The organism is Chroococcidiopsis sp. CCALA 051, assembly GCF_003015105.1.
GTDB classification, from domain to species: Bacteria; Cyanobacteriota; Cyanobacteriia; order Cyanobacteriales; family Chroococcidiopsidaceae; genus Chroococcidiopsis; species Chroococcidiopsis thermalis.
On the sequence record NZ_PYCI01000019.1, the window covers coordinates 45401 to 63497 of the forward strand.

The 18097-nt window shown below is 45.1% G+C and carries 15 protein-coding genes; 3 read left to right on the forward strand and 12 right to left on the reverse strand.

Going from position 1 to position 18097, the window contains the following annotated elements; translation table 11 throughout:
• Window positions 1–205 precede the first annotated feature (205 nt).
• From C7Y66_RS06870 to C7Y66_RS06885, 4 genes are all read right to left on the reverse strand, one after another.
• Window positions 206–1150, reverse strand: a complete 945-nt coding sequence (locus C7Y66_RS06870; RefSeq protein ID WP_106168568.1) for a GDP-L-fucose synthase — start codon at window positions 1148–1150, stop codon at window positions 206–208.
• Window positions 1151–1179: 29 nt separating this feature from the next.
• Window positions 1180–2259, reverse strand: coding sequence for a GDP-mannose 4,6-dehydratase (gene gmd, locus C7Y66_RS06875; RefSeq protein ID WP_015155096.1), 1080 nt, complete (start codon window positions 2257–2259; stop codon window positions 1180–1182).
• A gap of 429 nt (window positions 2260–2688) precedes the next feature.
• Window positions 2689–3420: a sugar transferase gene (locus C7Y66_RS06880; protein ID WP_015155097.1), complete on the reverse strand. Its 732-nt coding sequence runs from the start codon at window positions 3418–3420 to the stop codon at window positions 2689–2691.
• Window positions 3421–3529: 109 nt separating this feature from the next.
• Window positions 3530–4669: a glycosyltransferase gene (locus C7Y66_RS06885; RefSeq protein WP_199197278.1), complete on the reverse strand. Its 1140-nt coding sequence runs from the start codon at window positions 4667–4669 to the stop codon at window positions 3530–3532.
• Window positions 4670–4801: 132 nt separating this feature from the next.
• Between C7Y66_RS06885 and C7Y66_RS06890 the strand changes: the two genes are divergently transcribed.
• Window positions 4802–5740 carry an NAD-dependent epimerase/dehydratase family protein gene (locus tag C7Y66_RS06890; protein WP_106544993.1) on the forward strand — a complete coding sequence of 313 codons (939 nt, stop codon included), beginning with the start codon at window positions 4802–4804 and terminating at the stop codon, window positions 5738–5740.
• An 18-nt stretch (window positions 5741–5758) separates the two neighbouring features.
• Here C7Y66_RS06890 and pgsA read toward each other — a convergent pair whose 3' ends face one another.
• The gene (pgsA, locus tag C7Y66_RS06895; protein WP_106544994.1) at window positions 5759–6304 is read right to left on the reverse strand and encodes a CDP-diacylglycerol--glycerol-3-phosphate 3-phosphatidyltransferase; all 546 of its coding nucleotides are present in this window, start codon (window positions 6302–6304) and stop codon (window positions 5759–5761) included.
• Between the two features lie 302 nt (window positions 6305–6606).
• On the opposite strand from pgsA, the gene C7Y66_RS06900 reads away from it, so the two are divergent.
• Window positions 6607–7284 (forward strand): sugar transferase, encoded by a 678-nt coding sequence (locus tag C7Y66_RS06900; protein WP_015155101.1) that lies wholly within the window; start codon window positions 6607–6609, stop codon window positions 7282–7284.
• 119 nt (window positions 7285–7403) lie between these two features.
• On the opposite strand, the gene C7Y66_RS06905 is transcribed toward C7Y66_RS06900, so the two are convergent.
• Window positions 7404–8591 carry a glycosyltransferase family 4 protein gene (locus C7Y66_RS06905; protein ID WP_106544995.1) on the reverse strand — a complete coding sequence of 396 codons (1188 nt, stop codon included), beginning with the start codon at window positions 8589–8591 and terminating at the stop codon, window positions 7404–7406.
• A gap of 180 nt (window positions 8592–8771) precedes the next feature.
• Complete coding sequence (locus C7Y66_RS06910; RefSeq protein ID WP_106544996.1) at window positions 8772–10370, reverse strand: DUF2079 domain-containing protein; 1599 nt, start codon at window positions 10368–10370, stop codon at window positions 8772–8774.
• Window positions 10371–10729: 359 nt separating this feature from the next.
• Between C7Y66_RS06910 and C7Y66_RS06915 the strand changes: the two genes are divergently transcribed.
• Entirely contained in the window at window positions 10730–12127 is a 1398-nt protein-coding gene (locus C7Y66_RS06915; RefSeq protein ID WP_106544997.1) for a TldD/PmbA family protein, read from the forward strand.
• 29 nt (window positions 12128–12156) lie between these two features.
• Here C7Y66_RS06915 and C7Y66_RS06920 read toward each other — a convergent pair whose 3' ends face one another.
• From C7Y66_RS06920 to C7Y66_RS06935, 5 genes are all read right to left on the reverse strand, one after another.
• Entirely contained in the window at window positions 12157–12573 is a 417-nt protein-coding gene (locus tag C7Y66_RS06920) for a hypothetical protein (RefSeq protein WP_106544998.1), read from the reverse strand.
• A 170-nt stretch (window positions 12574–12743) separates the two neighbouring features.
• On the reverse strand, window positions 12744–13637 hold the full coding sequence (locus C7Y66_RS06925) for a helix-turn-helix domain-containing protein (protein ID WP_106544999.1): 894 nt from the start codon (window positions 13635–13637) through the stop codon (window positions 12744–12746).
• Window positions 13638–13750: 113 nt separating this feature from the next.
• Window positions 13751–15085, reverse strand: a complete 1335-nt coding sequence (gene ctpB / locus C7Y66_RS06930; protein WP_106545000.1) for a carboxyl-terminal processing protease CtpB — start codon at window positions 15083–15085, stop codon at window positions 13751–13753.
• Window positions 15086–15460: 375 nt separating this feature from the next.
• Window positions 15461–15601 (reverse strand): hypothetical protein, encoded by a 141-nt coding sequence (locus tag C7Y66_RS31620; protein WP_199197279.1) that lies wholly within the window; start codon window positions 15599–15601, stop codon window positions 15461–15463.
• Complete coding sequence (locus tag C7Y66_RS06935) at window positions 15598–18081, reverse strand: DHH family phosphoesterase (RefSeq protein WP_106545001.1); 2484 nt, start codon at window positions 18079–18081, stop codon at window positions 15598–15600. Before C7Y66_RS06935 ends, C7Y66_RS31620 begins: the two co-directional genes overlap by 4 nt.
• Window positions 18082–18097: the final 16 nt, after the last annotated feature.

Sequence of the window (18097 nt, forward strand, 5' to 3'; positions counted from 1 at the left end):
AGAATAATATCAGCGAAATTACGGTCTTTACTTCTTCAGGTATATGCGATCGGTCAAAGATTAGTCAACGAAAAAAGGTGAGCATTGCCCACCTTACACTGTTTTAATCATTAATTTTTAATTTTGGTACGGGAAGGTTTACTCAATAATTCCTACTCAGATAAATATTATGAATTATGAGTCAACCCATTGCTACAAATTTGACTTATGCTCCGTGCTTTCGATACCAATCAATCGTATTGGTCAATCCCTGTCTGAAACCTACTTGAGTCACAAAACCATAGGCTTGTTTTGCCCTTTCGGTATCTAAACAGCGACGGGGTTGACCGTTGGGCTTATCGGTTTGCCAAATAATTTCCCCGTCATATTCCATTAATTCGCAAATTAAATGAATCAAGTCGCGAATTGAAATTTCCTCGCCCGTTCCCAAATTAACAGGTTCGGGGTCGTTATAAAACTGAGTCCCCATGACAATTCCCCGTGCTGCATCTTCTGAGTAGAGAAATTCGCGGGTAGGAGTACCGTCACCCCAAACAGGAATTTGCTTATCTCCCCGCAGTTGAGCTTCATGCACTTTGCGGATCAAAGCTGGGATAACGTGGGAACTCTTGGGGTCGAAGTTATCTTCAGGACCGTATAAGTTGACTGGCAAGAGATAGATCCCATTAAAGCCGTACTGTTGGCGATAAGCTTGCAATTGTACTAATAGGGCTTTTTTGGCAATGCCATAGGGGGCGTTGGTTTCCTCTGGGTAGCCATTCCAGAGGTCATCTTCTTTGAATGGAACTGGTGTAAATTTAGGGTAGGCACAGATCGTACCGACACAGACAAACTTTTCCACTCCTGCTTGATAAGCCGAGTGGATCAGTTGCGCCCCCATCATCAAGTTATCGTAAAATAGCTCGGCAGGTTTAGCTTGATTCAGCCCAATACCGCCAACGTGGGCAGCCAGATGGATGATAATATCTTGCTGGTCAACCGCACGCTGGCAGTTTTCTAAGACTCGTAAATCGCAATCGCGCGATCGCGTTACGGTAATCTTGTTTTTATCTGCACCAGCTTGACATAGTTGGTCTATTACCTGACGACCTAAGAACCCAGCACCACCAGTCACGAGAATGCGTTTGTTGTTTAAATCTAAGGCGGTCATGAGTTCAGCCTCGTAGGTAGGTTTTAGGACTAGGATAGGTAGCTGACCATATCTTGACGGATTGTTGCGATGTCATGGATGACTGAAGCACCATTTCCATTCGGGGCAGATAGACCGATCGCTTTTAAATCTGCGTCCACCATTAAAGCAACAAGCTGCTCGAATGTCACGCTAGGAGTCCATCCCAATTTTTGTCGTGCCTTGGTAGAATCTCCAATTAGTAATTCTACCTCTGCTGGTCTGAGGTAGCGATCGTCAAATTCTACGTAGTCTTGCCAATTTAAATTTACATAGCCAAAAGCTAATTCGAGAAACTCGCGCACGGAATGGGTTTCACCCGTAGAAATTACGTAATCATCAGCTTGAGACTGCTGTAACATCAACCACATTGCCCTTACGTAATCCTTCGCATAGCCCCAGTCGCGCTTTGCGTCTAAGTTACCCATGTAGATTTTCTTCTGCTTACCACCCACAATGCGGGCAACAGCGCGGGTAATTTTGCGCGTCACGAAAGTTTCACCCCGACGCGGGCTTTCGTGGTTAAATAAGATACCGTTACAGGCAAACATCCCATAAGATTCGCGATAGTTGATTGTTTGCCAGTGAGCGTAAACTTTAGCACAAGCGTAAGGACTGCGAGGATAGAAAGGAGTTGATTCTTTTTGCGGAATTTCCTGTACTAATCCATACATTTCTGAAGAACCAGCTTGATAGAACCGAACTTCTATACCCGTCCGGTGTTGGTAATCGCGAATTGCTTCTAATAACCGTAACGTTCCCATGCCTACAGAGTCCACCGTGTATTCAGGGGAGTCAAAGCTAACGCGGACGTGGGATTGAGAACCTAAATTATAGATTTCTATAGGTTTGACTTCTTCTAAAATGCGTCGGAGTGTCGTGCCGTCGGTCAAGTCCCCATAGTGCAGAAACATCCGCACTCCTTCTTTGTGCGGGTCTTCATAAATATGATCGATCCGGTCTGTGTTAAACGTCGAGGTACGGCGAATGATTCCGTGTACCTCATAACCTTGTTCCAACAGAAACTCGCTCAGGTACGAACCGTCTTGACCTGTAATACCAGTAATTAAAGCTCTCTTTGTTTGCGTCATACTTAATACTATATTTTTCTTTTTCCCTAAAACAATAGAGCGAGAACGCTGCTACAACTTAAGCAAATAATGGCAAAATTGCCCTCAGAAAGATCACCTAGTCGTGCAGTTGCCGTCTGGTTGGCGTTAATGCAAGCTTGGCTAAAATACAAATTAACTTAAAGTTTGCTTTTCATTATTAAGTAATTATTGAGTAATTGCAAAGATTGCGTGGATTGAGAGGGCGATCGCTTCAGGCTGCTCGCTCTCAGCACTGTTTAGAACAGCACTAAATATACCGCTCGTAGAAACCGTAGGACAATGGATCGAAAAGAAAAGTAGTGTTTCCGATCGAAAAGGGGCAATTGATGCCCCTAAACGCGAAACTGATAATTTTCAGCAAACCATAACAAATCTCAAATGCTGACGGCTACAAGCTAACGGATACACTTAATAAGCGCCATTATTTTTTGGTACAATTACCACAAATACCGTCTTTAAAATGACCCACACATCTAGCCACATGCTGTAAGAGCTGGCATAGTGAACGTCTATTTGCACTCTACGATTGTAAGGAATGTCATTTCTGCCCGACACTTGCCACAAACCAGTAATTCCTGGCTTGATGGTTAAGACCTTATCAATATGACGACCATATCGCGGTAGCTCTTCTGCTACCAAAGGTCGGGGACCGACGATACTCATATCACCCATAAGCACGTTCCAAAATTGGGGAAATTCATCTAGGCTAGTTAAGCGCAAAAAATGACCGACTTTGGTAATGCGCGGGTCTTGTTTTAACTTGAAATTATCCTCAAATTCCTGCCGCAATCCTGGCGACGAGGCAATCAATTCTGACAAAATCTCATCAGCATTGGCTACCATAGTACGGAATTTAATACAATAAAAAGGCTTGTGATTCCTGCCTACTCGTTCCTGAACGTAAAAGATCGGTCCAGGCGAACTCAAGGCGATCGAGAAGCCTAACACCAGATAAACTGGCGCAAATAAAATTAGAACGGAAAGCGAAAATAAAACATCGAACAATCTTTTGGCAAACTCTTTGTTGAGTCGAGCGAGCAATAAACCCTTCGGTTTAGCTCTGGTTCTAAACGGCTCTTGCCCGCGTTTGACAAAAGCCTGTAACCGCTTGCCAAAGAGGAGTGAGCTTTGGGCTGTCATCATACTCCTAAACCATCCACACCACACATAGTCCCGATCTTAAAGCCAGAAGCACCATTCTGAGGCATATTTAATTTTAGAGGCTGTAAAACCAGCTAAAAATCAACTCCTAAGAACTAGGGACGAAGAACTCCTGACACGAGCGTTCTAGAAAAGCTAAAAACTGCTCTTCAAAGATTTTAGGGGTAAATTGAGTTGCCTGGGTGCGAATGCGATCGGAATCGAACGCTACCCAGTTGGCTTCAAATTTTTCCACAGCTGCCACCAATGCGTCTACTGTTTGCTCTAAAAAAAATATTCCCGTCGCGCTATCGGGGTAGCGGTGCAAGTCTCGCACTGTTTCCAACGCTCCCCCAGCACCCAAGGCGATGACTGGAGTGCCGCAAGCTTGAGCCTCGACGATCGCGATGCCAAAATCCTCTAGAGCTGCATAAACAAACGCTTTTGCTTGAGCCATATATTTTTCTACTACATCATTAGGCTGCGCTCCTAAAATTTGAACGTGCGACTGTGCCAGTTTGCGAATCTCTGGTAGTTCTGAACCCGTACCGATTACGACTAAAGGTTTTTTGAGTTGATTGAAGGCGCGGACAATGGTTGAGACTTGCTTGTAGCTGACCAATCGCGAGACCGTGAGGTAAAAATCTTGTTTGTCTTTCACCACGGGGAAGCGATCGATATCTACAGGCGGATAAATTACTGTAGCAGGACGACGATAGCAGCGCCAAATCCGGCGTGCCGTATGGTGAGAGTTAGCAATGAAATAATCAACCCGGTTAGCGGCGATCGCATCCCACTGGCGCAGGCGATGGAGTAAATACCTGGTGACGATTCCAGGTAGACCGCGACCCATGCGGCTTGAGCGGAGGTAATCGAACGTCATATCCCAAGCAAAGCGCATTGGACTGTGACAGTAGCAAACATGAAGCTGCTGGGGACTGGCAAGTACGGCTTTGGCAACGGTATGAGACGAAGAAACGATCGCATCATAGGCACGCAAATCTAATTGTTCGATCGCCAACGGCAACAAAGGGAGATATTTCTGTACGCCATAGCGCGAGAACGGTAAGTGTTGCAAAAATGTCGTACCAATTTTGCGTCCGAACAAATAACTTTGGGAATTAGCAGATTCAAAGTCAATCAGTGCGTAGAGATCGGCATTGATGCACCTGAGAATTTCTCGCACTACTAATTCCGAACCGCCAGTAGCTTGAGGCGTTAACCACTCATGGACAAGGGCATATTTCAAGGTTACACTTAGCTGAATTTTGACTCTATGAGAATTTATAGCTTAAAAGAGAGTGACTAGTGACTAGAAAAACATCTAGCCACTAGCCACTCACCCCTAAACTGAGAGTAGACGAATTGGGGTTGGGTAATTATGCGAATTTTGATTATGGGTGGTACGCGCTTTATTGGTGTTTACCTAACCAAAATCCTAGTGGCGCAGGGTCATGAAGTGGTGTTGTTTAATCGCGGTAATCGCCCTATTCCAGTTGAGGGCATAACTCAGATTCAAGGCGATCGCACTTCTCCAGAACAATTAAAGGCAAAGCTATCTGAAGAGCATTTTGATGCCATTTATGACAATAACGGCAGGGAACTGAGCGATACTCAACCGCTAGCTGAGATCTTTCACGACCGGGTGCAGCACTTTGTCTATATGAGTTCGGCTGGCGTGTACCTCCGCTCCGACCAAATGCCTCACGTAGAAGGCGATCCAGTCGATCCTAAGAGCCGCCACCGAGGAAAATACGAAACAGAGGCATACTTAGCTCAGGTAGGCTTGCCCTTCACGGCAATTCGTCCTACGTATATCTACGGAGCTAGTAACTACAACGATTTGGAAAGCTGGTTTTTCGATCGCATCGTCCGCGATCGACCTATTCCTATTCCTGCTAACGGGCTACATATAACTCAAATGGGTCATGTTGAAGATCTAGCTCAAGCTATGGCTCGGGTATTAGGCAACGAGAGAGCCATAGGGCAGGTTTATAACGTCTCTGGCGATCGCTACGTTACTTTTGATGGTTTAGCTCGCGCTTGCGCTGTAGCTGCCGGAAAATCGGCGGAGAAGCTAGCGATCGTACACTACGAGCCGAAAAATTTCGATTTTGGCAAGCGCAAAGCTTTCCCCTTGCGAGTACAGCATTTTTTCGCCAGTGTCAATAAAGCCATTACAGAACTAAACTGGCAGCCAAAATACGACTTAATTTCTGGGTTAAAAGACTCTTTCCAAAATGACTACTTGGCTAATGGACGAGACAAAGCCGAGGTAGATTTTTCTGTAGACAAAGAGATTTTGCAGGGGCTGGAGTAACTGCTAACTGGTCACTGGTCACTGGTCACTGGTCACTGATAACTGCTCCCTGGCAGGCAACACATAAATCAACCCCGAAATTAAAGTTAAAGCGACAGAAAGCCAAAAAACTCCCAGCGCGGGGACGTGCCACGTTGGGGGTAAGGGAGCAATTAATAAGGCGATCGCGGTAATTTGACTGACTGTTTTGAGCTTGCCCCAAAGATTTGCCCCCGCGATCGCATTTGTGCCTGTCAAGTTAGGAGAAACGCGCCAGCCTGCTATACCCAATTCTCGCGCCAAAATCAAAAATACTCCCCAAGCAGGAAGTTGTCCTAGCTGAATCAGCGATAACAGTGGAGCCAGTACTAGCAATTTGTCTACCAAAGGATCGAGAAATTTCCCTAGATCGGTAATAGCGTTCAGTTTCCGGGCTAAATAACCATCCAGCCAATCCGTCAAAGCCGCAACCAAAAATATTGTTAAGCACAACCAACGTGCGCTTACTGTCGGTACTGGCAAAAGATAAAGCAGCAAAGGCAGGGCTAGAAGTCGAGAGAGAGTGACCCAGTTAGGTATATTCATCTATGCGAATGTGAAGAAATCATGAAGTTTAGATGAAGCTCAAGTCAGTAATTTGAAGAGAAATTGACTGCTGGACAGCTCTATTTCTTGAGTAAAATCTTTGAAGGAGCCAACTTTATATTATCTTTACAAAGTCCGAGTGGAACCAGGTTCTTGATAAAGATTCGGCAAAATGTAAGTTAAAGTACTGTCATTCTAGCCAAGAGAGAGATTATATTCGGGATACAAGTTCAGTAAATCTACTTCGGTAAATCTACCTCAGTAATACTACGATCTATCCGATCCAGGTTTTAGTCGTGACAATGTACCAAGCACCGTTCCCCACCGCCATCAAAACTGTCGAACTTAAGTCTCCCCAGACACTAGATGCAGTTCATCCATCAGCCAGATCGGCTTTTAAGAGATGTTTGGACATCGTTGGCAGCTTAGTCGGACTGTCGATCTTGGCAGTTATCTTCATCCCTTTAGCGATCGCCATTAAGTTAGACAGCCCAGGACCAATTTTCTACGGACAAGAGCGCTACGGACTGCAAGGAAAAACATTCCGTATGTGGAAGTTTCGTTCAATGGTTCCCAACGCAGACGCACTAAAGTCTCAAGTGCAAAATGAAGCATCGGGACTAATTTTCAAAAACACGCAAGACCCAAGAATTACGAGAGTGGGTCGTTTCTTAAGAAGCACCAGCCTAGACGAACTGCCCCAATTTTGGAACGTATTAGTTGGAGACATGAGTTTAGTAGGTACTCGTCCACCAACTGCTGACGAAGTTGCTCAGTACAACGATCGCCACTGGCAAAGATTAAACGTGAAGCCGGGATTAACAGGAGAGTGGCAAGTCAGCGGACGCTCTAGCATTAAAGATTTTGAAGAGATTGTCAATCTTGACCTGCGCTACCAAAAAATGTGGCATCCCTTCTACGACTTGTTTATTATTGCTAAGACTGTGTACGTAATTTTTGCTAAAGTAGGTGCTTGCTAAGCAGCGGTTAACGATCGGCAACTAGTTGATATAGAATTCCTTGGGGGACGACCAGCCTGTATACGGCTGGTTTTTATTATGTCTAAATGTAGAGACGTTACATGTAACGTCTCTACATTTCACCACGAAATTTGCGATCGCTCTCGTGCGACTTGTTGATACACTGCTTGCGTTTGTCGGGCTAACTTGCTCCAATTAAAGCGGCGATCTAAATCCTCATATGCATTGTCAACTAACCATTGCCGATAACCAGGATTTTTCAAAACCTCCAAAATTCCCCATGCCAGGGAGTCAGAGTTATTCGTCCAAGTCACAACTCCAGTCTTAGTATGCTGCACGACTTCTGGAAATCCGCCCGTATCGGAGACAACGACGGGTACGCGGGCAGCAAAGCTTTCTAGGGCAACAATACCAAACGGTTCGTAAAGGCTAGGAAACACGGCACAATCAGCTACCGCTTGGAATTTATCAAGAAAGTCATCGTACATAAAGCCCGTGAAATAGCATTTGTGCCAAATACCTAGATCCCAAGCTTGCCGCTTCAAAGCTTCGGTATTACCACCACCAACGAGTACGAATTTAGCACGACCTCCCATTTCCCACAGCACTTTGGGAGCTGCATTCAGCATTACGGACACGCCTTTTTCGTAAGTCATACGACCGACGTAGTAAACGATCTTCTCATCATCGTCAGCATATTGACGGCGGAAGTGCCAATAATCAAAATCTTGCCGTCTGTGCTTCTTTTCAGGACGGATACCGTTATAGATTACGTCGATTTTGTCCCAAGGACTCGCTAGCGCCCGTTCTACTTCGCGCCGCATGTAGTCGGTACAGACGATAATTCGCCAAGCATCATAAGCGAGTAATTGCTCTTTGCCATTGATGTAGCGCTGTTCTTCGGTATAGATACCGTTGTAACGACCGTGTTCTGTAGCGTGAATGGTGGCAATCAGCGGGATTTTAAAATTATGCTTGAGGGCGATCGCCGCATCTGCTACCAACCAGTCATGGGCGTGGATTAGATCGAACGGTTCTTCTTCTAAGATCAACTTTGCACCGTGGCTGCCCATGCTCTCATTCATGTTCGCCACCCAATGGAAAAAGTCATTTCCCCAGGCAACTGGAACCCGGTGTACGTGGATTCCCTCAAAAAGCTCGTACATTGGTGCATGACCGAATTCCACTGTCACCATGTGGACTTCATGTCCTAGTTTGACGAGTTCGGGGTATAATTCCCCAACATGACGAGCAATGCCTCCTACAATGCGCGGCGGAAATTCCCAGCTTAATACGAGTATTTTCATCGACCCCAATCCCTGCGACTTACTTGCTGCTTACCTAAATCTATCAATCTATCTAAATGTATAGGATTGGGAATTGAATGAGTATTATCACTCAATTCTTCACAAAAATTAACTGTGTTGGTTTAGATTATAAGACTGCGATCGCCCCCCATTACCGATTACCAATTACCAATTACCAAATCACAAATTTTGCCGAAAAGCCAACCAAGCAGATGTGGCTTCGGGAAGTGAAGTGACACCTTTATGCAGCAAAATGACCCCATCTTGAAAGCCGACGATTCCATATTCGCCAGTATTAAAGAGCCGATCGATCAGTTTTACATTGTCTTGTAACTGCTGGCGATCGCCCATGAAAGCTACTTGATATTGTTGCAGTTGCCAGAGGTCGGCAATTATATACTCTACCTGAATGACTTCCCTGGCATCGTTACGCAATTGCAATCCTGGTAGACGCAGAATCTCGCGACGGCTGGAAAGGTGAGGCACGATATGGGTCGTTGCCGATACACTGGCTTGTGGGGGAATTTGTGCTAGCAGCGATCGCATTTGGCTGACGTGTTGCCATTGACGCGGGAGGGAAATATGTACCCAAGGTTGAATCGAGTCGGGAATTAAAAAGTAAAGCGTCCGATTGGGATTGTAGGCAATTGTAATTACTAGGGAAAGGCAAATACATCCAATCCAGAAGCGCTGAAACTTGGGCTTAAAGACTTTAGGATGCACTGACCACCACAAAATCGCGCCGTAAAATAATCCTGGGACGACACTCATGGCATAGCGAATCGTAATGGCTAGAACAGATTCTCCCTGACCTAAGAATAGTTTCAAAAGAGGAAAACCCGCGATCGCCCAAGCCGTGCCAGAAAGTGCGGGAACGAAAGCCAAAGGCAACCACTGCCCTAGTAAATACAAAAATGTCCCAGGAAAAGGAGCGATTAATTCTACGAGCAATCGCCAAGGATTACTGACAATTCCCCAAATAATCTCAACGGTAGAAGCATCTTCCCCAGTGGCATACTGTCCGAATCGCTCCATCATGAAACGCTTGGAAATATCTTCTGAAAATAGCGGCATGATCAGATTTGTCAAAGCCAGCATGTAGCCAAAACTAAGAATGCAAGTCGCTAAACCAGCACGGGGAAAGCGCCGACTTAAAACCATATAAGCGCCTACCCCAAATAACCCAATGCCGCTATCTTCTCTCACAGCTAAAAGCAACACTGCCAACAACCAAAAGACCCACCACTTGCGCTTTTCCATCGCCAGCAGAATACCAAACGTCAACAAAGGTATTTGGCTGATGTCGTGGAAATTGGTTAAAGTTGAACCAACAACAGCGATCGCGCCATAAAAACTGACGCTAACCATCGCTGCTAAGAGTGGTTCGAGATACAAGCGAGCCAAGAAATATAAAACAATCCCAGCAGCGGTTACTAGAACGACCTGTAACACGCTCAAAGTCGCCGGGGAGGGGAAAAGGGCATACAGCGGTAGCCAAACGAGTAAGGCAGGGGTAAAATGCTGTCCTAGACGATGGTAGTAAACCTCTGGGATTTCTCCAGCATGGACGACATTCGTGGAGAGGCTGGAAGAAAGAGAACTCTGGAAAAATCTACCGTGAATCCCATTCCAGAAAACTTGATTAAATATGCCCTGGTCGAAAGTAGCATAGAAGCTATAGTACCGATGCAAGACCAGAATTAATCCCACGAGCAAAAAAGCGATCGCGCCACCGAGGAATAAATGGGTTCCTGGCTGCTTTTGCCATTTCAATAACATGACTCACTCACACTTAAATTAGAGAGATAAAGGGGACAAGGAGGACAAGGGGGACAAGGGGGACAAGGGAGACAAGGGAGAATTAATTGCAAATCGCTTGCTACTCGCTAATCACCAGTCAAGCAAGGATCTATCAAGCTCAAGCGACATCTCGGTATTTAGAATATAGTCTTTTGACACGCTCCTCACATCCCTGGCAGAGAAACACCTACAATCGAATAGTGACGACTTGAAGCCAAGATTGATTTTCACTAGGTCGATCTACATTAATTTGTATGCGCTGTAGTTATCAGAACTGCTCGTAAGAACAATTTTGCTATTTTTGACTTTTAATTTTTGACTTTTGACTTTTCTTTCCCATGCCTACTGCGCTTGCCGATACCAAAAACTTGCTCGCTGATGCGATCGCAAAATACTCTCACAAAGTCGATTATTTACTCATTCGCCTCGAAGAGTCCCAGGGAACAGATATTATGCTGCGGGGGAATAAGATAGAAACATTGAGCGAAGGAATTTCTATCGGCGGACAAGTTCGCGCGTGCTACAAAGGCGGTTGGGGATTGAGTAGTTTTAATCAGTTATCCGAGTTCAACTCTCGCATCGAAGAAGCGATCGCGGCAGCACGAATTGTAGGTAATGATGAAACCCTGCTAGCAAATATAGAACCAGTGCAAGCCACCTGCTTTGTCCCGTTGACAGGAACCGATCCGCGTCACGTTCCGCTAGCACAAAAAAAGGAATTGTGCGATCGCTATGGCGAAATTCTCAAAAGCGCCAGCGATCGGATTACGACTACGTCAGTCCGCTACGGTGATATTTGCCAGCGAGTCATCATCGCCAGTTCGGAAGGAACGTTAATCGATCAATCTTGGGTGGATATGGAAATGCGCTTTGCTGCAACTGCACGCGATGGCGATACAGTCCAGACAGGTAGAGAAACCACTGGTTCTCGCAAGGCTTATGAGGATTTAGTGAGTTTGGATGCCCAAGTTCAAAGTGCAGCTCGAAGGGCTGTAGCGGCTCTTTCTCTACCTTCAGTTAAAGGCAACACCTATACTGTCGTGATCGATCCGATCCTCGCTGGTTTATTCGTTCACGAAGCCTTCGGGCATCTTTCGGAAGCAGATATGGCGTATGAAAACCCCGATCTGCTAGAAGTTATGAGCATGGGACGGCGCTTTGGACCCAAGGAGCTACAAATTTTTGATGGTGCAGCACCCCAAGGACATCGTGGTAGTTACTTCTACGACGATGAAGGGACTCCAGCCACAACGACGCAATTAATTCAAGATGGCGTTTTAGTTGGTAGGCTCCATTCACGCGAAACTGCTGGCAAGTTGGGAGAAACACCCACAGGAAACGCTCGTTGTCTCAGCTATCACTACGCTCCCATCGTCCGCATGACAAACACTTGGATCGAGCGGGGAACGACACCAGTGGCAGATTTATTTACCGATATTAAAGACGGAGTATATGCCCGCAACTGGTTGGGAGGGATGACTAATGGTGAAATGTTTACCTTCAGCGCGGGAGAAGCTTGGATAATCCGCAATGGTAAACTTGCCGAACCCGTGCGCGATGTCACACTGTCGGGAAATGTCTTTCAAACCCTAGCAGATATCGAGGCGATCGGAGATGATTTCTACTGGGATGAATCTGGTGGCTGCGGTAAAGGTGGGCAAAATGGTTTACCCGTTGGTTGCGGTGGTCCCAGCTTGAGAATTCGGAATGTGGTTGTAGGTGGAGAAGCGTATTGAATTCGGAATTCGGAATTCGGAATTCGGAATTAAAGGCTTACCTCTCTTTCGTGATGCCATTCTTTTAGAATTAAAGCCGATCGCAGAAGAAAAATTAGTAGAAAGATCCCCGCGATCGCATCTGACCAAATTAATAAATGCATCTTTCCAGAAAATACATGTTGAGCTGAATAAAAATAATGTCCTGGGCTAGAAATTCCAGTTATAGAATAAATTCCTAAACATGCATACGCAGCCAAAAACATATCTTTAACGTACAATAAATAACCGACAACGCCAAATATTGTTAATACACTCCACGCAAGATAAATACTGTCAGGAGTAATCCAAGTAGGTTGGGAATATTTGTCATAGTTTACAAAATTATCAATGTAGTGAAGAATAGTTGAAATTCCATTAACAATTAGTAGAGCAAGTAGTAAAATTCGGTTTTTCTGAGTATTCATCTTGCTATTTGTCCTAATTCTTCATCTTTTATTGGTCGCACAAAGACGCAAAGTCGCAAAGCTTTCTTTGTGTCTTCGCGGCTTTGCGCGACAATTTTAATACAGCTTACTCTACAAGGCAAAAACAACAGTCGTCTTGTCAAATCTTCTCAAAAATAGTCAAATCTTGCTCAAATGCGATCGCGATACTTTTTGGGGGTAACGCCTGTATGCTTACGAAAAATACTCGTAAAACGACTTTGATCGTGAAAGCCAACTTGTAAAGCAATATCAGCAATAGATAAGTCTTGCTTTGCTAGTAAAGATTTTGCTGCTTGAATGCGACAATTAAGTAAATACTGATGTGGAGAAAAACTAGTTGATTGCTTGAATAATCTAGCAAAATGATGGGGACTGATTTGTACTACTGCTGCTAATTCAATCAAGCTTAAATTTCTGTCTAAGTTAGTATTAATATAATCAATTATCGCTCTTAAATTGGATTTAGAAAAACCTCCAATAGCTGTTTTTAGAGTAGAGGTTTGGGTAGAATAATGACGAACAATATGAGCAGCTAACATTGTGGTTGCTGACTCAGCGTAAAGGCGATCGCCCCCTCCACTAGATTCTAATTCTGTTTTTAGCGCCATGCCAATACTATAAATTAGCGGATCGTTAATAGCAGATTGAGGAATAATTTTATAGCAATCAATATTTATAGAATCATCTACAAAACGGTTTAATGTTTGCGGATCGAGATCGATTTCAATAAATTCAATTTCGTCATTCCAATTTACTATATGCGGGGCAAATGCTGGATAAATTCCAACTACACCCTTAGTATAAGTTTTTTGTTGCCAGCGCCCCTCTGCTTGCAACTCTACATTGACAGGTTGCCCTGTATAAATCGTAATTGTATGTTGTAAAAAAGTTGCTTCAGGCGTTTCCCAAGCAGGCTGACGATAATACCCGACGTGAATGCCATCCCAATCTCGATTGGCGCTAGAAAGAATGGGCGCGACTGGTAGTATGGGAAAAATTGTCCCTTGCTGAAACGTGTCAACGACTAAAGGACTTTTTGTCATCGATCGTTGGTCATTGGTTATTGATGGTGATTCTCTTTAAATTATCAGAGTAAAAATGCAATAAGGGCATACATTTGTATGCCCCTGCGATCGCGAATATGAGTGAAAATTATTTATAACTGGTTCCGCTCTACGACTCGTTTTGAGATGTGCGGTTTTTTCAGCGGTTTTTTAAATTGGGCAAAACTGTTATTGGTAATTACAGAAATTGCCCGTGCATACTGGGGGTCTTGTCTCGTGCCAATTGAAGAAGGATTTGCGGCTAGCTGGCGTTTCTGAGCGTCATTCAAGTCGATTTTAATATCTGGCGTAATGCCTTTATGACTAATATCCGTACCTTTAGGCGTGTAGTAATGGGCAACTGTTACTGCTAGTCCCGAACCATCGGACAGAGAATGGACTGATTGGACTAAAGCCTTACCAAAGGTTTGGCTACCAACTACGACAGCGCGTTGATGATCTTGCAATGCTCCCGCTAAAATTTCACTGGCACTGGCAGAATTACCATTGACCAAAACAACTAGAGGGCGCTGAGTCAGTGCGGTTTGATTGGCTGGTATTTCTTGACTAGCTCCCTGTCGGTCTACTGTTTTGACGATCGAGCCTTTATTCAGCCACATCCGTGAGATTTCTACCCCTGCTTGCAGCAAGCCACCTGGATTATCGCGTAAATCTAGAACGAAGGCATTCACATTCTGGCGATTCAGGTCTTGAATTGCTTTTTGCATCTGCTCTGAAGCATGAGCGCTAAATTCCCGCAAGCTAATATAACCAACCCGCTTATTGCCCTCCCGCTTTAGGGTGTGTGTAACTGTAGGCAGCTCAATTTTCGCCCGCGTTAGCTTGAGGTCGAAGGCACTTTTGCCTTGCCGCTCGATTTTCAATGTGACAGGCGTACCTGCTTTGCCCCGAATTAGGCTTGAGGCAGCCTGCACGTCCATTTGTTGAGTTGGTTTACCATCAATTGCGACTATTTTGTCCCCGGCTTTAACTCCCGCTTTGACAGCAGGGGAATTTTGAATAGTCTCAACTACAGTTAAACGCTTAGTTTGTTTATTTAATTCCATCCGAATCCCCACTCCAGTAACTTCTCCTGAAGTTTGGCTGGTCAATGCCTCATACTGCTTGGGGTCGAGAAAGCGAGTATATGGGTCGTTCAGCTTAGCCAGCGCGACTCGGACAGCGGCGTAAGCTTGTTCGCGGTTAGTATATTCTCTACTTAATAAATCTTGTCTCGTTGCTTGCCAGTCTGTCTTGTTGAACGTGCCGTCCACATATTCTCTAGCAACGAGTTGCCAAACTTCGTCAACTAAAGCTTTAGGGCTATTTTGCATCAGTGCGGCACGGACAGAACCACACCAGGGAGATAGCGCCAGAAACGATGTAGTGGCGATCGCTCCACCAAACAGAGCAAGTTGTAGGGAGGAGAGGCGTTTAATATATTGCATGAGGTTAGCAAGCAGAGGTTAGCAAATCGAAAGCTATATTGCTCATTACCCAACGGGTTGAGACAGAGTAGATTTCTTTTGAATATACACCCAGATAGAATGTGATGGCAGCGAAATCACAATTGCGATCGCTGTTTCATCTCTCTCGTAAAGCCATTATTCCCAACATACTCAGACAGATTAGGTTCGTCACAAACACTCTGTGACAGTTTACCTATTGTCCGAAGAAATATAAAGTTTAGATTTTGTCTAGATTTGCACTGCTATTTGTAAGATTAGCAACTATTGGTCAATTATATCTATTTCATTTTTGACGAGCGATTAATGTATTTTAGTAAAGTTTTTCACATATTTATTAAATCAATTTTCAGTTATTTAGTTATTAGTGAAGAAAGGGAATTGGGAATTGGGAATTGGTAGTTGGTAGTTGGTAGTTGGTAGTTGCTCCCCTGCTTCTCTGCTCCCCTGCTCCTGGAGCTTCCTTGTCCCCCTTGTCCTCCTCTCCTCACCCCTCACTCCTCACTCCTCACTCCTAATTGAGCGGCATGGGCTTGAATGGTAGAGAGAGGAACCGTAGAAAAATACTGGCGTTGGAATTGTTCTTCTCGGACAGCTTGGGCAAATTTGTCTATTGCTTGCAGGTAAGCGGCATCGGTAGCATAGAGATTTGTAGGTGCGGCAACGTGCCACGGTACTTCTTGAGAAATTTGAAAATAGCGGTCTTGAAAGCTAACATAAAAGCCCAAGTAGGAAAGAGCAGTAAATCCTAATCCTAAAAGGCGATCGCTAATTCCAAGCTTTTGACTGAGTTGCACGCGAGTCACCGTTTGTCCGGTACGGCAAAGGTATTTAGCAATTCCGACTAACTGTTGCCAGACTTGTGGTGGTGAGACTGGTTCGGGTGTAGTCCATGCCAAAACTAAAGACTTATTTTCAAACTGCGATCGCCGCATCCAGACACGTAACTCGTCCCAACAAGTGGGACAGGTACGCACGACAAGCGAGGATGGATCGCCTGTGAATGTATCGTCAACTGGGGCGATCGCCATACCACGGCAGTCGAGAATTTGAGGAGTGAGGGGCGTTAGCGAAGCGGGACGAAGTCCGGAGTGAGGGGCGAGGGGCGAGTTAGCAGCACGGACGGCAATGAGGCGGACTTCGTAACGTTGTTTATTTTTGAACGAGTTGTAGTCAAGTTCTACAATACAGTCACAGCGTCCAGTCGGGATCTCGTCCTTATAATGTCCCCACCATACGCCGGGAAAACTAGTTTTAGTCGAGTCATCCCGCAAATTAAAATCTGTTTTGATATATTGCACTTTGTTTCCCCGCCAATCTTGCTGATTGCGATGCCAAGTGTTTTCAAACCAGCAATTTTGGATCAGCAGTTTTGGCACGGGATTACCCATACCACAGGGTTCGAGTAGTTTCAGTTCTAAAAACAAATCTCTACCTAAATCGGCTACTGTCACCACCAGATCTGCTTGTACGGATGGCACGGCGATCGCGCTTCCCTGCTGTCGGAGTTTTTGGTTAATCGCTGCGGTAAATAGCGGTATATTCTCAACGGGTATGCTTAATCCAGCCGCAAAAGGATGTCCGCCAAACCTATGCAGTAAATGCGCTTGATCTTTCACTAACTGGTACAAATCGATATTACCGACAGACCGAGCTGAACCGCGAGCTAATAATTTGGAATTCGGAATTCGGAATTCGGAATTCGGAATTAAATTGTCCCCCTTATCCCCCTTGTCTCCCTTGTCTCCCTTGTCTTCCTTGTCCCTTTGTTCCCCTTCCGTACTTAACAGAATCGTAGGACGACCCGTTTCCTGAGCAATTTGTCCGGCGACGAGTCCTAAGACTCCAGGCGACCATTGGGAATCTACGAGAACGATAACGCTAGTGGTGGAGAGATCGATTTCTGACTTGAGTTTTTGGGCAACTTGCTGGGAAACTTCTTTTTGTAAAGACTTGCGACGAGTGTTTGCTAATTCGGTTTCTTGGGCGAGGCGATCGACTGCGTTGAGATCGCTACTAGTAAGTAATTGAACGCAAAAGCTTGCGTCACCTTGAATTCGGCTCACGGCGTTGATGCGGGGACCCAAACCGAAAGAAATATCTGTGGGGCGATCGCCACTTTTCTGACACATTTCTAATAATCGCCCTACTCCTGGTCGCCGTCGCTGTTGAACTGGTTGTTTATAATCCTGTTGCATCCGTTCAATACCCAATTGAGCTAGATAACGGCAATCTCCACTCAGTTGTACTAAATCGGAAATTAACCCAATAGCGACGAGATCGAGTAAATCTTCTAATGGTTGTTGCGGTACATTTGGTAAAAATTGATATAAAGCTTCGACAAGTTTGTAGGCAACTGCGACCCCAGATAGATGAAATAATTGATGCTCTGAAGGGAAATAACGCGGATTAATTATTGCAGTCACAGGTGGACGTTCTGCGGGTAAAGTGTGGTGGTCGGTGACGATCGCATCAACGCCCAAAGATTTCGCATAGAGAATTTCTGCAACATTCGTGCTACCAGTGTCGCAAGTCACGATTAACTTACAGTTATCGCGGGCAAGCAGATCGATTCCAGGGCAGTTCAACCCGTGCGACTCAGTAAGGCGGTTGGGGATGTAATAGGAAAGTTGGGTATGTTGACAGAAAAATTGTCCCAATCCATCCCATAAAACCGCTGTAGAAGTGATACCATCAGCATCAAAATCACCCCAAATTGCCACTTTTTCTTGGCGATCGCGAGCAATTTGCAATCTTTCTACTGCTAAGTGCATTTCTTGCCCAAATTCAAATGGGCTAGCAGGTTGATAGCAGCGAGGATTGAGATATCCAGGTAACTCCTCTCGCGCTTGAACTCCCCTTTGCCATAACAGTTGTGCCGCAAATCCTGCGCTAGGGGCATATTCCCTAACTGCTTGCACGAACCACTCTGGGGGCTGTTCTGTTGGGACGATCCATTGTGGCTGGGAGACGTTCATAGGGAGGGGACAAGGG